15 protein-coding genes and 1 pseudogene are annotated in these 13,542 nt (G+C 37.4%); 3 read left to right on the plus strand and 13 right to left on the minus strand.

All coding sequences use genetic code 11. The annotated features are described in order from the left end of the window. Positions 1-72: 72 nt before the first annotated feature. The 6 genes and pseudogenes from DOK81_RS05995 to DOK81_RS06020 all read right to left on the minus strand — a co-directional run bounded on the left by DOK81_RS05995 (position 73) and on the right by DOK81_RS06020 (position 4,781). Positions 73-732, minus strand: a complete 660-nt coding sequence (locus DOK81_RS05995) for a Crp/Fnr family transcriptional regulator (RefSeq protein ID WP_206909310.1) — start codon at positions 730-732, stop codon at positions 73-75. 12 nt (positions 733-744) lie between these two features. Next, the gene (locus DOK81_RS06000; protein ID WP_206909311.1) at positions 745-1,275 is read right to left on the minus strand and encodes a ferritin-like domain-containing protein; all 531 of its coding nucleotides are present in this window, start codon (positions 1,273-1,275) and stop codon (positions 745-747) included. A gap of 1 nt (position 1,276) precedes the next feature. Next, on the minus strand, positions 1,277-1,507 hold the full coding sequence (locus DOK81_RS06005) for a heavy metal-associated domain-containing protein (protein WP_206909312.1): 231 nt from the start codon (positions 1,505-1,507) through the stop codon (positions 1,277-1,279). 67 nt (positions 1,508-1,574) lie between these two features. Further along, on the minus strand, positions 1,575-3,443 hold the full coding sequence (locus tag DOK81_RS06010; protein ID WP_206909313.1) for a heavy metal translocating P-type ATPase: 1,869 nt from the start codon (positions 3,441-3,443) through the stop codon (positions 1,575-1,577). A gap of 106 nt (positions 3,444-3,549) precedes the next feature. Then, positions 3,550-3,820 (minus strand): annotated as a pseudogene (locus DOK81_RS06015) (PAS domain-containing protein); the annotation flags it as partial. A 304-nt stretch (positions 3,821-4,124) separates the two neighbouring features. Beyond that, positions 4,125-4,781 carry an HI_0552 family protein gene (locus DOK81_RS06020; RefSeq protein ID WP_206909314.1) on the minus strand — a complete coding sequence of 219 codons (657 nt, stop codon included), beginning with the start codon at positions 4,779-4,781 and terminating at the stop codon, positions 4,125-4,127. Between the two features lie 144 nt (positions 4,782-4,925). Between DOK81_RS06020 and DOK81_RS06025 the strand changes: the two genes are divergently transcribed. After that, positions 4,926-5,246 (plus strand): putative heavy metal-binding protein, encoded by a 321-nt coding sequence (locus DOK81_RS06025; RefSeq protein WP_206909316.1) that lies wholly within the window; start codon positions 4,926-4,928, stop codon positions 5,244-5,246. 175 nt (positions 5,247-5,421) lie between these two features. Continuing rightward, positions 5,422-5,733 carry a hypothetical protein gene (locus DOK81_RS12290; RefSeq protein WP_242589926.1) on the plus strand — a complete coding sequence of 104 codons (312 nt, stop codon included), beginning with the start codon at positions 5,422-5,424 and terminating at the stop codon, positions 5,731-5,733. 59 nt (positions 5,734-5,792) lie between these two features. Here DOK81_RS12290 and DOK81_RS06035 read toward each other — a convergent pair whose 3' ends face one another. From DOK81_RS06035 to DOK81_RS06050, 4 genes are all read right to left on the minus strand, one after another. Then, positions 5,793-6,638, minus strand: a complete 846-nt coding sequence (locus DOK81_RS06035; protein WP_206909318.1) for an LPXTG cell wall anchor domain-containing protein — start codon at positions 6,636-6,638, stop codon at positions 5,793-5,795. A gap of 170 nt (positions 6,639-6,808) precedes the next feature. Then, positions 6,809-7,105: a rhodanese-like domain-containing protein gene (locus tag DOK81_RS06040; RefSeq protein ID WP_206909320.1), complete on the minus strand. Its 297-nt coding sequence runs from the start codon at positions 7,103-7,105 to the stop codon at positions 6,809-6,811. Then, positions 7,098-8,747: an FAD-dependent oxidoreductase gene (locus DOK81_RS06045; RefSeq protein WP_206909322.1), complete on the minus strand. Its 1,650-nt coding sequence runs from the start codon at positions 8,745-8,747 to the stop codon at positions 7,098-7,100. The genes DOK81_RS06040 and DOK81_RS06045 overlap by 8 nt, the downstream gene beginning before the upstream one ends. Before the next feature lies 1 nt (position 8,748). Continuing rightward, a complete protein-coding gene (locus tag DOK81_RS06050) occupies positions 8,749-9,063 on the minus strand; it encodes a rhodanese-like domain-containing protein (RefSeq protein ID WP_206909324.1) in 315 nt (104 codons plus the stop codon). 204 nt (positions 9,064-9,267) lie between these two features. Here DOK81_RS06050 and DOK81_RS06055 point away from each other — a divergent pair, with 204 nt between their 5' ends. Then, entirely contained in the window at positions 9,268-9,504 is a 237-nt protein-coding gene (locus DOK81_RS06055) for a metal-sensitive transcriptional regulator (protein WP_206909448.1), read from the plus strand. Positions 9,505-9,700: 196 nt separating this feature from the next. On the opposite strand, the gene DOK81_RS06060 is transcribed toward DOK81_RS06055, so the two are convergent. From DOK81_RS06060 to DOK81_RS06070, 3 genes are all read right to left on the minus strand, one after another. Next, the gene (locus DOK81_RS06060; protein ID WP_206909326.1) at positions 9,701-10,264 is read right to left on the minus strand and encodes a CDP-alcohol phosphatidyltransferase family protein; all 564 of its coding nucleotides are present in this window, start codon (positions 10,262-10,264) and stop codon (positions 9,701-9,703) included. Positions 10,265-10,349: 85 nt separating this feature from the next. Further along, positions 10,350-12,275, minus strand: coding sequence for an endonuclease MutS2 (locus DOK81_RS06065; RefSeq protein WP_206909328.1), 1,926 nt, complete (start codon positions 12,273-12,275; stop codon positions 10,350-10,352). A 391-nt stretch (positions 12,276-12,666) separates the two neighbouring features. Beyond that, a complete protein-coding gene (locus DOK81_RS06070; RefSeq protein WP_206909330.1) occupies positions 12,667-13,536 on the minus strand; it encodes a VOC family protein in 870 nt (289 codons plus the stop codon). Positions 13,537-13,542: the final 6 nt, after the last annotated feature.

The raw sequence follows: 13,542 nt of genomic DNA on the forward strand, positions 1-13,542 counted from the left end.
TTTGAAATAAATATAAGCTATCTTTTCGGCGCTGATTGCTTTGCGCCACAACCTCTTTTTTCAGCACCTATCTTATAGATCTTCTAATCCCTCTATATCCATCAATTCAACGTTTCGTCCCTTTCGTTGAATGAGTTGTTGTTTCTCCAACAACTTGAATTTCCTAGATAACGTTTCAGGCGTAGTTCCCAAAAAGGCAGCCAATTCTTTCATTTTCATTGGCAGTGTCAATTGCGGATTTTCTTCTACCTGAAACAGATCAAGCAAATACGTAGCTAAACGTTCTTCCACTTTTTCCATCATCAAAAATTGTGTTTGTTGCTCAATCTTCGCCATTTTGTCTGCATTAATTTCTAACAATTTCAAACTTAATGCTGGATAATGAAGTAATAGATTTGAAAAATCTCGTTGTCTTAACAAGCAAATTTCTGTGGGCTCCAATGCTTCAGCAAATAAGGAATCATTGGGAACACCAAACAATTGGCTCTCTCCCTCATAACTTCCTGGCAAAGCAACACGCAATAACTGCTCCTTGCCACTAGAAGAAAGCTGATACACTTTCAACTTTCCATGAGCAACAATCACTAATTGAGCATCATCAGCTGGCGAAAAGATTTGTTCACCTTTCTTAAACTTTCGATGGCTCACTAATTCATGGATTTTTTGCTGTTCTGCTTCTGCCAGATGATTGAACAATGGCACGACTGAGACACACAAATGTTGATGATCCACGTAACCCCCTCCTTATTCTTCCTCCATTAATCCTTCTTGAATATCTTTTCCTAAATAACTTTGCCAAGTATACAATTGGTGATTAAGCCAAGCATATAATTCTTTGAGATATTTTGCTAATCCATATTTACCTTCTTTTTCCGCCAAAACAATTCCACGAGTAACAAATAAATTTTGAGTAGCAAAATCAGTGACCATCTCAGTCAACATTTTTTCAGGAGAATCATATTTCAACTGCCCACTCTCCTTAATCATGGCATAATCGACAAATTCAGCAGTCGTTGTTGGAATGAGTTCTCCTTCATCTAATACCAACTGACTTAATTCGTCAAACAACTCATCTTCTTTGAAAATGATTGTCGGTAACTTGGTTTCTAAATAACCACGTTGATTTCCTTTAAGGTATGCTCTTGTTTGTTTAAGTTTTATACGATGAATAACTAAGTTAGATAAAATATGACTAATCATCGCTGCAGCGGTAGGCGTATGATGATCTTGTTCACTTTGGATTTTTTCTTGTTCATATTTTTGGATTGAGTTCATCTTATGCTAGCTCCTTTACTTTCATTCCTTCGACGTTATAACCTAATGCTTCGATCTTTTTGCTTAGGTCTTCTGGTTGAATATCCTTTTCATTTATTTCAACTTTTACTTTGCTGGCATTAAACAAAACTGTTACTTTTTCAACACCGGTTTGTTGACTAAGTCCTTGTTCGATTTTTTGCATGCAAGACGGACAAGTTAATGTCCCTAATTGGATAATTACTTTTTTCATGATAGATTCCTCCCTTTCACTACACTTTTAGTTTAATTCCTTTGTTTCTTTAAATAATTGATTTCTATCAAGTTTTTTCTTTTTTTTGACGATAAGATAATAAACGCATTCCATTGAAAACAACTAGTAAAATACTTAACTCATGAAATAACATCCCACTTGCCATATAGACATAGCCAAAAATCAGTCCAATCAGTAAAAGTAAAACTGTGCCTAACGCAATTCCAATATTTTCTTTCATATTCAAAACTGATTTTTTGGTTAAATCATACGCATAAATCAATTTTTTAAAATCAGATTGCATCAAAACGATATCAGACGTTTCCACCGCAACATCTGTCCCATTTCCCATTGCAATTCCAATGTCTGCAATTGCCAAAGAAGGACTGTCATTGATTCCATCGCCAACAAAAGCAACGACTTGACCCTTTTCTTGTAATTTTTTGATGTAGGTTGCTTTGTCTTCTGGTAATAAATTTCCATGTATTTCCGAGAGACCAATTTCTTTCCCTACACTTTCAGCAGTCAGTTGATTATCACCAGATAACATCACTAGTCGTTTGATTCCTTTTTCTTGCAGACTCTGTAAAGTTTCTTTGACTCCCTCACGAAGTTGATCTTTGATTCCAATCAGTAAGACGACTTTATTTTCTGTTGCTACAAATACTAAAGAATCCCCTTCTTCTTGTAGTCGTTGCTCATCCGATTCAGCTTCTGTCAAAGAGATGTCTTGATCGCTTAACAATTGGCGATTACCTATAAATAGCTTTTCTCCTGCTACTGTTGCAATAATTCCTTTTCCTTTGATCACAGTGGTATCTGTTACTTGGTATTGCTCCATATTTTCTACTTGTTTTTCCACATACTTTACAATTGCCTGCCCCAAAGGATGATCCGACTCTTGTTCGATTCTAGCTACGAGTGGTAGAATATTTGTCGCTGATTGACCATAAGACTTGATACTTGAAACACTTGGTTTTCCATTAGTTAACGTTCCTGTTTTATCGAAAACCATGGTATCTACTCGATTAAATGCCTGCATTACTTCGCTACCTTTGACCAGCACACCGTTTTTTGCACCGTTACCAATCCCAGCAACATTGGACACTGGAACACCAATGATTAACGCTCCTGGACATCCTAAAACTAAAATTGTGATTGCTAAACGAATATCCTTAGAAAACACCCCAATTAAAAGTGCAAGAATGAACACAAATGGTGTGTAATAAGTCGCAAACCGATCAATAAAGCGTTCAGTTGTCGATTTAGCGTCTTGCGCTTCTTCAACTAATTCAATGATTTTCCCAAAGGTTGTTTCTTCACCGACTCGCGTTGCCTGTACTTTCAATGTCCCATTTTCTAAAATCGTTCCAGCAAATACTTGATCCTTGGCTTTTTTCACTACTCGCTTTGCTTCACCGGTAACGCTCGATTCGTCAATTGAACCTTCGCCTTCTATGACTACGCCATCTACTGGAATTTGGGCGCCAGTTTTAACTAATAACAAGTCATCTTCCTCGACCTCATCAATCGGGATCTTTTTCAACGCGTCTCCAAAGAATTTCCAAGCTGTCGTTGGGGCTAATTGAACAAGACTTTGAATAGCCGATCGCGTTCTCTCTAATGTTTTTTGTTCAAGAAAATGACCGAATAAAAATAAGAAAGCAACAATTGCAGCCTCGTTGTACTCACCAATCGCAAACGCACCAAAAATCGCAATCGTCACTAACAGGTCAATACTGATAACTTTCACTTTAAGTGCTTGATATGCTTGAAGCCCAATTGGCAGAAGCCCAAAAACAGCAGAAATCGCCATACTTAAACGATACGCTTCTTGATACAAAAAAAACTTAGCAGCAAGCGCTAAAATAATAAAGCTACCACTCACTATCATCAATTGCTTCTTATGACTTAAAATCATTTTTTGACTCTTCATCCTAATTCCTCCTTTACTTTCCAATAACAGAATAATCAAAAAAGAGACAGGAAACATTGATAGCTATCAAGAAAGCAGAAAAGGTTGCAATGAGCATTTTCACTCATTACAACCCTATGTCATTGATGTTTAAGTCTAATAATCTAAGTGATTGAACTTCTGTCACATCTTGAGTAACTTCTAAACCACCGAGATAGTTATTTACTTCATTTTTTAACACAAAGTAGCGAATATAGATTTTTTTCGCGCATACCAATCTAAAATTCGACTTCGGAACAGATACCTGAACGAAAATCATCTAAGATTTGCTGAACAATGTGCAAGCTCTTTGGCGGATGACAATTTACCACTTCTCGTCCAATCACGGATGTCGTTCGCGAACCTGTTCTTTTCCTTCAGAGAAAAGCGTACGCGAGCGTCTCAGTCACTGGCTTTGAGTTGTCTTGTTTTTCTAGAAATACTGGTACATTATCCTTCTCATTCAGCAAACTTTCTGCAAATTACGTCTGTGGTTTCTTTTGTTTGTTGGATCGCTAGTTGACGAGCTAGTTCTCGCACTCACTTCCTTTTCCTAACACTTTTTGATTTGGTTTCCAAAGAAGTAGTTCTGGGATAAAGGCAAAACCGATAAGCTATCTGCTGTGGATTTTCCCAAGCTTTGCTAGAAAAGTAGAAACAAGTTTATTGTTTTAATGCAAAATACAGAGGAGCTAACTCGTTTAATGCTTTGGTTGTTTCCGCTACAAGATCTTCTACTGGACCATCTGTTTCAAAAAACAAGCGACCAATTTGAAACGAACGATCCCCCATTGCTTTTCTCAATGTTTCTTGACCTTTCGTATCCGCTAAATAAGTAGCCAAAGGTAAGTGATCAATCAACTCGTGTTCTACTTGAGGCCAAATGTAATACCTTTCGATCGCAACTTGCTTGCTCCATTCTGATAATGTAGCTAACAATTCATTGTATTCTTCTACCCCACCACTTCGCTCGTCACTTTTGTAATGTTGAAACATCAAATAAACTTGAAATTGTTTTTTATTTAATAACACAGCCAAACACGCATTTTCTTGCTGACGATCTTCACTGCGGTAAGCACTCCAAAAATGACTTCGTAAATTCCAACCATTCGTCCAACTCTCAACTTTTGGTTTTTTCATTCCATACTCTGCCGGCAATTCTTTTGCAACTTCCAACTGTAACGTTTTCCATTTTTGCCACTGTTTCTTATACTTCGCTTTGATTTCTTCGATTTCTTGTGCTGAATACTGTTCTTTTAACTGTTTGAATGTGTATATTTCTCGATCAAATAATTGAAAATCGGTTTGATTCAATTTCATGTGCGCACCTCTTTCTATCACCAGTTTCATTGTAAACAGCGCGAGTCAAAGTTGCAATTTTTACTTAGTTTATCCTCACCTTAGTTGAAAAAGAGCGCTTTATTAAAAAATTTGTTATACTTTTGCTATGAAAGGAGTGATCATATGATTACAACAACTACAAATAGTGTTGAAGGAACAACGGTCGAGGCTTATAAAGGGATCGTTTTTGGTGAAGTGATTACTGGTATCAATGTTTTTAAAGATATCGGTGCAGGATTACGGAACGTATTTGGTGGACGCTCAAAGAGTTACGAAGATGAGCTATTACAAGCTCGAGAAGAAGCTCTAGCTGAAATGGCACGTCGTGCAGAATCCCTTGGTGCTAACGCCATCATTGGTGTAAAAATGGACTATGAGGTTCTTGGTAGTGACAATGGTATGTTAATGGTTACTTGTAGCGGAACCGCTGTAATCACACGATAAACAGCTTTTCCACAGATTAGCAAAAAACAAAAGCATAGCTCCTCAAATAGATTACTATTTTTGAGAAAGCTATGCTTTTATTCCGTTTCTAAAAATGAATGAATGCGCTATAAAAAAACATCCATGATGATTTTAAAGTCAAGTTTTTTTACTAATGCACATGGTATACCAACAAATGACAGTAGAGTTTATGATGGTGGTTATCCAATTAAAAGTGAGGGGATGCGTATGTGCGTACTTCCAACATTCAGAGAGAAGAGAAGCCTTTTCGCCTGTTGGATCAGCTTTGGAGCGAATGATTGTTTTCGGCTCGTTAATCGCAACGATTATTTTTGGCATCCTAGCAGTAGTCAACCAAGACAAAAAAAATAACCGTCTACTTCCTCTAACTAGGACGATTATTTTTTCGTTAAATAAATCTGGCCACCGTCTTAAACGGTGCTGTTGGGGAGTTACTGATGCAACTCCTTTTTCTAAATTACTTTAGCCTATTTTCGTTTGAAACACTAGAATCAATTTCTTCCTGCTTAGTCTAACTAAACCTGTTTAGGCTCTTTTTTTCATTAAAAAAGCTGTGAGACTAATCAAACTGAATCCTAAGACAGCTAACCCAACTGATTGTTCGTCGTTTGTTTTTGGTAGTTCTTTTACCGTAGAGCTAGCTGCCAAAGGCTCCACACTTTGCTTCGTATCAGTGGCATAAACGTCTTGGTTCTCTATGTTAGAACCAGCTGAATGTAAAATCGACTTGATTCGCCCGATACTTGACTCAAGATCTGTTTTCTTTGCCTTTGCATCTTCAATTGCCGCTTGTGCATCTTGAATTTTTGCATCAATTTCAGCACTCGCTGCTTCAATATCTGATTGTGTATTAGTTAAAGTCGTGGATGCGTCTGTCCCCAATGAATGGATTTGTTCTTGAATCTCTTTTGCTTTTTGAATTTTTCCATCAATATCTTTTTGTGTCGCATCAGCAATTTCTTGTGCATGAGCTAAATTTTGTTCCAATTGTTCATGATTTTTTTGGGCGTTCTCTTTTAATTCAGTCAAATCTTGATGGATCGTTTCTTGATTTTCTTTCAGTTTGTTCTTGGCATCCTCTAAAGACTGTTCGATTTCTTTTCGTCGTTCTTCCAATTTTTGAAACCAATCAGGGTCGAACCGCTGTGTTGAAGATGTCGTCGTTTCGTTTGCATCAGAAGTAATCGTTGATTCTGTTGACTCAATTGGTTGTGGTACTGATTGTGACTCACTCGTTGCCACTGTTTCCTCGATACTTGTCGAGCTAGTTGTTTGTGTTATTCCCGTTGTTTCTGCCAAGACTGGTTGTGCTAAAAAAAACAATCCCGAAGCAGTAACGGTCACTGCTAGACTTGTAACAAATTTCTTCATGTCTGGATCCCGTCCTTATTCTTCAATATTCGTTTTAGTATAAAACAAATCAAGAAAAAGAAACATAAACACTCTATGGAATTTGTCTAATAAAACCAAGTCCCCAAAGCTACAAGCAGATTATTTCTTTAAATCATTTATTAAAATCACTCACAGTCACTCAGTTCCATCTAAACTAAACGGTCTGGCCAAGCGGAAGTTCCACCCATCACATTAATGACATCAAATCCTTCTGAAGCTAACCAATTACAAGCAGTTGCTGAACGTCCACCTGATTGACAGATAACATAATACGTCTTCTCTTTGGTCAATTGTGAGCTGATCGATTCTAGCTCACTTAGTGGAAACGATTCTGCATTTGGCACATGCCCCATTTGGTACTCTACCGATTCACGGACATCAATAATAGGTACACTTTTCTTTTTTGTTTCTTGATAAAATTCTGCAGGACCAATACTTCTATACATAACTAATCTCCTCTGGCAACACCATTTTATACAGTGCAAATGCACCATCTAAATTTTTCACACGAAACCCTGCTTGCTTCAAAATACGCTCTGCAAGATAACTACGCAACCCACTATGGCAACTCACAATGTATTCTTTGCTTTGATCCAACTCATCTAAACGCTCGCGCAAATCATTGAGCGGAATATTGATTGCTTCTTTAAATTTTCCGTTAGCTAGTTCATTCTCGTTGCGCACATCTAAAAGAATCTTTCCGTTTTCTAATGCCGTAGCAAGTTCATGCCACTGTATAGTCTCACTGACTCCTTCCACGATATTCATCGCCGCATATCCCAATAAATTCACTGGATCTTTTGCCGAACCAAACGGTGGCGCGTACGTCAATTCTAATTCAGGCAAATCAAAAACCGTCAGCTGTCCTTTGATTGCTGTTGCTAAAATATCTAGACGCTTATCAACTCCTGTAGCTCCCACACCCTGTGCGCCATAAATTTCACCAGTCATTGGATTAAAAATTAATTTTAACAATAACTCAGTTGCTCCCGGATAGTAAGAAGCGTGACTTTTTCCAAGCACATGTGTCACTTGCACTGGCAACCCAGCTGCTTTCGCACTTTTTTCACTTAAACCAGTTGAACCTGCAGCTAAATCAAACGTTCGAACAATTGCTGTTCCGATACTTCCTTGATTTGTTCTCGGTAACCCAGCAATAACATCAGCAACTTGTCTCCCTTGACGATTGGCTGGAGAAGCCAATGAAATCAATGCATCTTCACCAGTGATTTGTTGTTTGACTACAATTGCATCTCCCACAGCATAAATTGAAGAGTTACTTGTTTGATAGTTTTCATTCACAATGATCCCACCACGTAAGCCCAATTTTAATCCAGCTTTTTCAGCTAACGTACTTTCTGGTTGAACACCAACTGATAAAATCGTCAAATCAGAAGTCAACGTTTCACCATTTGCTAAACGAAGTTTTTTCCCTTTTTCTTCAAATCCCACGACTGATTGACTCGTCAAGACCGCTACACCTTGTTTGACTAGTTCTTGTTGAACATAGACTGCCATCTCTTCGTCAAGGGTCGGTAAGACGTGGGGGGCTTGCTCCACAATCGTGACTTGCAACCCGATCTTTTGTAAATTTTCTGCCATCTCTAATCCGATGAAGCCTGCGCCAACAACAACCGCATTTTTAGGTTTTGCTTCCAACGCGTGCATGATTCGGTCAATATCAGGTACATTTCTGATTGAAAAAACATTTTCTGCTGTCGAAATCCCCGAAATATTAGGAACAAATGGTTTTGCCCCTGGTGATAAAATCAGTACATCATATGCAACTATTTCTTTTCGCCCATTTGCTACCACTTCGATCTGTTTCTCTTCGGGAGAAATATTCACTACTTCATGGTTTGGTCGGACATCTAAGCGAAAACGAGCGGCCAAAGCTTCCGGTGTTTGAACTAATAATTTTTCTCGCTCATCAATTTCTCCTGAAACAAAATAGGGTAATCCACAGTTTGCAAATGAAACAAACGGGCCCTTTTCAAACACGATAATCTCCGCCTCTTCCATCAAGCGTCGTAATCTCGTAGCAGCAGACATCCCGCCAGCTACACCACCAATAATAATAATTTTCATTTTATTTCCCTCTCACTTTCGTTCCACGCCATTGATTCATGCCACCACGAACATTCACTGCAGGATAGCCTGCTTTTCTTAACTTCTTAACAGCTTGTTTACTCCGCATACCAGATTGACAAATCACATAAATGGTTTCTTCTTGATTCCCACGATAATGATTAATCCGGGCCAAAGGAAGATTCTTAGCTTGTCGAATATGCCCCCCTTGGTATTCAGAATTTGTTCGAACATCAACAATCTTAGGATTAGTTAGTAGTTTTTCAGCTAATTCTTGTGTAGTGATTGTCGGAATGACCTTAAAAAATGAAAACATTGCCTTCCCTCTTTTCTTTTTTATAAATATACCTCACGGGGTATATTTAACAGGAGGATTTCGAAACTGTCAAGAGAAATAGTTTTTTCACTTTGAAAAAAAGATTTTTATTTGCAAAAAATACCTACCTAAGGTATATTTCATTTATTATCATCAAAGGAGGACGTCATATTGGAAAAAGAAGCCAAAGAAACAAAAAAAATCATGAATCGTCTGAAACGGACTGAAGGACAAATCCGCGGTATTCAAAAAATGATTGAAAATGAACAAGAGTGCATTGACGTCATCACTCAGCTAACCGCAGTCCGTTCAAGTATCGATCGAGTAATGGGAATGATTGTTGCTGACAATCTTAAAAATTGTTTTGAAAAACCTGAAACCAATCCTGAAGAACAAGCAAAAAAATTAGAACAAGCAATCAATATGATTATCAAAAAATAAAGATTATTGAATCTTTTCCACAAAAAAAGGCTGTGACAATATATTGTCACAGCCTTTTTCCCCGAATAAACAGTGTTTCCAAAGCAACTTCTCCAAAATAAATTTTCTTTTCTTAAAAATATGAAAACTATTTTCGGAAAAGCACCTTGATTGTTTGAAACTTAACGCTTTGTGCCACAACTTTTTTTATAAACAGCTAATTAAGTTTAGTCGAACGCAACATTTTTCGATACTCTAATGCATATAGAATAAATGATAACATCAAACATAAGGCAATCACGCTGAAAATGACTCTTACCCAAGTTTCAGCCAATCGAGGAAAGACTAATAAAATCACCATACCTAAGTAAATCACTGCTGTTGCCAATTTTCCATACCATTTGGCTCCACTTAATTTCACCTTATGTTTCAGCCCAATTATCCCTGCAACTAGCATAAAGCCCTCTTTTATTACAAATAATCCTAACAATAGCCAGATCCATGGTCGATACCATGCCATTGATAAAATCAACACAAATTGTGTAAGTTTGTCAGATAAAGGATCTAGCAATTTTCCTAATTCGGTAACTTGGTTAAAACGACGCGCGATGTAGCCATCTAAAAAATCAGTTAATCCTGAGACAGCAATCACTATTCCCGCCAAATAAAAGGCACGTTGCCAAACAAAATAAAGATATATTGGCAACAAAACGATCCGAAAAAGCGAAAGCCCATTGGGAATTGTTTTGATTTCTTCTCGCCAATTTTGCGTAATTTTCATCTGTTAACAACTCCTTTCTCAAAACTCGTTCCATTTTATTTTAACTTAAGCCCCACGAAAACACTATCATAGCGGGTTATCTCCTTTAGTGAATATCGGGTTCTTTTTTCTTTTGATGTTGTCGTGTACGCATTTCTTTCAACAGCTCTTTATGCGCCTTTTTCGATCCTCTTTCTAAATCACGTTGTTTTTTTCTTGTTTTAAAGTCTACAAATAGACTATCTAGATCGTATCCTTCAGGGTACAATTCACTTGCACTTCGTCTGAACTGCACGCGTTGACGAAGGACTGCTATTTTTTCGTCGTTTAAGTAAATCACTACTCTTTCTGAACCATCATCTTCAAATACTAGTCCCTCTTTTTGATATTCTGTTAACCATACACGATCTCCTTTATCAAAACATCGTTTGACAAACTCAGTCGCGTTAGTTCCTACTTTTGAGCCTAGTTCTGCAAAATCTTTTTTCTCTGTTTGATACGTTTTTTGTTGGATATATTTTTGCGCTTGGTCAATCAGCGCGGAAGACATTTTCATTTTTTTCGCAATCCACAACGCTTGACTATCACCTGTTTCACCTACTTGTAACAAGTATTTTGGTTGTAAAGCGTCTCTATCAAACGCCATTGCTGCAGGGATAAAATCTTCATGTTCCTTAGCAAACTTCTTGATTTCACCATAATGAGTCGTTGCAACAAGCAAGGCGCCTTTCTCATACATCGTTTCCATGATTGCAACAGCCAACGCTGCGCCTTCATTAGGCTCTGTTCCACTGCCGATTTCATCAAGTAAAACTAACGTATTTCTGTTCACCTTTTTTAAAATTTCTGCAATATTTTGCATATGACCAGAGAACGTACTCAAAGCATTTTCTAAGTTTTGTTGATCGCCAATGTCTACAAATAATTCGTCAAAAATAGCGAGTTCTGTCCCTTCTTGTGCTGGGACTTGTAAACCGAACATCGCCATGAGTGTAAATAATCCTACTGTTTTCAATACAACTGTTTTCCCACCAGCGTTCGCACCTGTAATCACCAAGCCACGATAATCAATCCCTAAGTCAAAGTCTAACGGCACTGCATGTTCAGCTAAGAAAGGATGTTTCCCTTGCTTGATTGAAATTCTTTCTGATTTATTGATTCGTGGTGTGACACCTTGTAATTCACGGCTATACTTCGCACGAGCAAAAATGATATCTAACGCTGTAATCGTTTCAATAATCAAACTGATTGCTTGTTCTTCTTCTGCTAGCAATCCAGTTAATTCAGCTAACACTTGGTATTCTTCCGCAATTTCTTCTGCTTTTAGCAACTGGTATTGCTCATTTGACTTAGCAATAACTGCTGGTTCCATAAAAACGGTCGTCCCTTTATTTGATTGTTCAATAATCGTTCCTGAAAATTTATTTTTATAACTTGCCTTGATCGGAATCGTGTAATGCTCACCCTTTCGAACAATCATTGCCTCTTGGATCATTTCTTTATGATTTGGATGACGTAAAATTTTTAGTAAACGTTCTTGAATTTCTTTTTCTAAATTCTGTAGGTGTTTTCGTACTTTTCGTAAATTTCGTGAAGCGTCATCACTCACTTGTTGGTTCGTGATTTTTTGATAAATCATTTCTTCCACTGCCAACAAGTCTGGCAAATGATTGGTATACGCATGTAAAGTGGGTGTTTGATATTGATTTTTCTCAAAAAACTTCGTAATCATTCGACTACTTCTCAAAAAATCAGCATACTCAATCAAGTCTGCAGGGGTTAAAATCAATCCTTTTTTCACTTGCTCTGTTAAATGACCAATTCGACTAAGGCCCATAAATGGTACGTGTTGGTTACTTTCTAAAATTGTCCGTGCTTCTTTCGTCTCCACTTGCCAAACTTGAACAGTTTGCAAATTTGTTTGAACAGTTGTTTGTTCAATTCGCTCCTTGGTGTATTGTCCGATCGCACGTTTTTTTACTTCTTCTTTGATTTCATTAAATTGTAATTTTTCAATCATTTGATTATTCATATTCTCTCCTTTTCTACGAAGAGATACCCGTCCTAAAATAAATAAATCCCTAGAAAACTTTTATTGTAAAAAACAAACACTTACCTTAAGCCTTTTTCAAAGTACGATGAAATAACACAAACCACTATCGCTTGTTACGTCTTTTTCCGTACAAAAAAAGGACGCAACACAGCTTAAAAGTTGTGTCCCATCCTTAAAAAGTCAAAAAGTATGTTCTTCTGACAGGTATCACTCATAAGCACACCAAATAAACCTCTATTGGTTCATCGGTTATTCAACTTACTAATTAGATACCTACTACACTCACAAAAATTCCCCATTCATCTAGGTTTATTTATTTTCCACTTAACTATAGCAAGGAGACGATACTTTGTCAATTTTATCCCTCAATTTATGATTTTCTACCAGTGATTCTGACTTGGATTCCATTTGGATCAAAGAGAATCAATTGTCCTTCTTCATTTTTCTCATAGTCGATTGCTTTTGTTTTCCAATATTCTTCTAGACGAGTTAATTCAGCTAGCGGTACTTCAAACGTATAGTAATTCAAGCCCAGATCATTAGGCGCCATTGCTGGAATATTTGTGCCTAACCAAATATTGCTGCCAATATGGTGATGATAAGAACCAGCCGCAAAAAATTTTGCTTGGTTACCAAAATCATTTTTTAAACTCAAGCCTAGCACTTCTGTAAAAAATGTTTGTGTTTGATCTAAATCTCTGACTTTTAAATGAATATGACCTACAATCGATCCCTTAGGAAATCCATGCCAATGGCGACTAGCTGATTCTAGTACACCATCGCCATCTAATGCTTCGGTTACTCCGACGATTTCGCCATCTTCTTTGATTTGCCATTCGCGCATCGGCTTATCTCGATAAACTTCGATGCCATTTCCTTCTGGATCGGTTAAATACAAGGCTTCACTATACCCATGATCGCTAGCACCAGCAATCGGCGCTTTGACTTGTAAATAATGAAGCAAGGCATCTCCCAATGCTTCTCGCGTCGGTAATAAAAAGGCGACATGATATAGCCCAGTTTTTCTAGTAACTGGTAATGGATTTTCGATTTTGGTTAAAATCAGCAACACTTGATCTTCCACGCCTAAAAAACTTTGATTTTCTGTTGATTCCAGTAACGTCAACCCAATGACACGTTCATAAAAATCAGTCATTTTCACTAAGTTTGAAACAGTTAATGCGACTACTCCGATGTGTGCTGTAGCTGCTAATTGAAAATCTGGTATTAAAATCGCCATCGCTTT

Origin of the sequence: Enterococcus sp. DIV0660C (assembly GCF_017316125.1) — a bacterium.
Lineage (GTDB): Bacteria > Bacillota > Bacilli > Lactobacillales > Enterococcaceae > Enterococcus_B.

What these genes read in the sequence shown, in the direction of transcription:
- DOK81_RS06000 (WP_206909311.1), bottom strand. Translation starts at nt 1,275, where the DNA reads ATGAACTCAATCCAAAAATATGAACAAGAAAAAATCCAAAGTGAACAA.
- DOK81_RS06005 (WP_206909312.1), bottom strand. Translation starts at nt 1,507, where the DNA reads ATGAAAAAAGTAATTATCCAATTAGGGACATTAACTTGTCCGTCTTGC.
- DOK81_RS06010 (WP_206909313.1), bottom strand. Translation starts at nt 3,443, where the DNA reads ATGAAGAGTCAAAAAATGATTTTAAGTCATAAGAAGCAATTGATGATA.
- DOK81_RS06020 (WP_206909314.1), bottom strand. Translation starts at nt 4,781, where the DNA reads ATGAAATTGAATCAAACCGATTTTCAATTATTTGATCGAGAAATATAC.
- DOK81_RS06025 (WP_206909316.1), top strand. Translation starts at nt 4,926, where the DNA reads ATGATTACAACAACTACAAATAGTGTTGAAGGAACAACGGTCGAGGCT.
- DOK81_RS12290 (WP_242589926.1), top strand. Translation starts at nt 5,422, where the DNA reads ATGACAGTAGAGTTTATGATGGTGGTTATCCAATTAAAAGTGAGGGGA.
- DOK81_RS06035 (WP_206909318.1), bottom strand. Translation starts at nt 6,638, where the DNA reads ATGAAGAAATTTGTTACAAGTCTAGCAGTGACCGTTACTGCTTCGGGA.
- DOK81_RS06040 (WP_206909320.1), bottom strand. Translation starts at nt 7,105, where the DNA reads ATGTATAGAAGTATTGGTCCTGCAGAATTTTATCAAGAAACAAAAAAG.
- DOK81_RS06045 (WP_206909322.1), bottom strand. Translation starts at nt 8,747, where the DNA reads ATGAAAATTATTATTATTGGTGGTGTAGCTGGCGGGATGTCTGCTGCT.
- DOK81_RS06050 (WP_206909324.1), bottom strand. Translation starts at nt 9,063, where the DNA reads ATGTTTTCATTTTTTAAGGTCATTCCGACAATCACTACACAAGAATTA.
- DOK81_RS06055 (WP_206909448.1), top strand. Translation starts at nt 9,268, where the DNA reads ATGAATCGTCTGAAACGGACTGAAGGACAAATCCGCGGTATTCAAAAA.
- DOK81_RS06060 (WP_206909326.1), bottom strand. Translation starts at nt 10,264, where the DNA reads ATGAAAATTACGCAAAATTGGCGAGAAGAAATCAAAACAATTCCCAAT.
- DOK81_RS06065 (WP_206909328.1), bottom strand. Translation starts at nt 12,275, where the DNA reads ATGAATAATCAAATGATTGAAAAATTACAATTTAATGAAATCAAAGAA.
- DOK81_RS06070 (WP_206909330.1), bottom strand. Translation starts at nt 13,536, where the DNA reads ATGGCGATTTTAATACCAGATTTTCAATTAGCAGCTACAGCACACATC.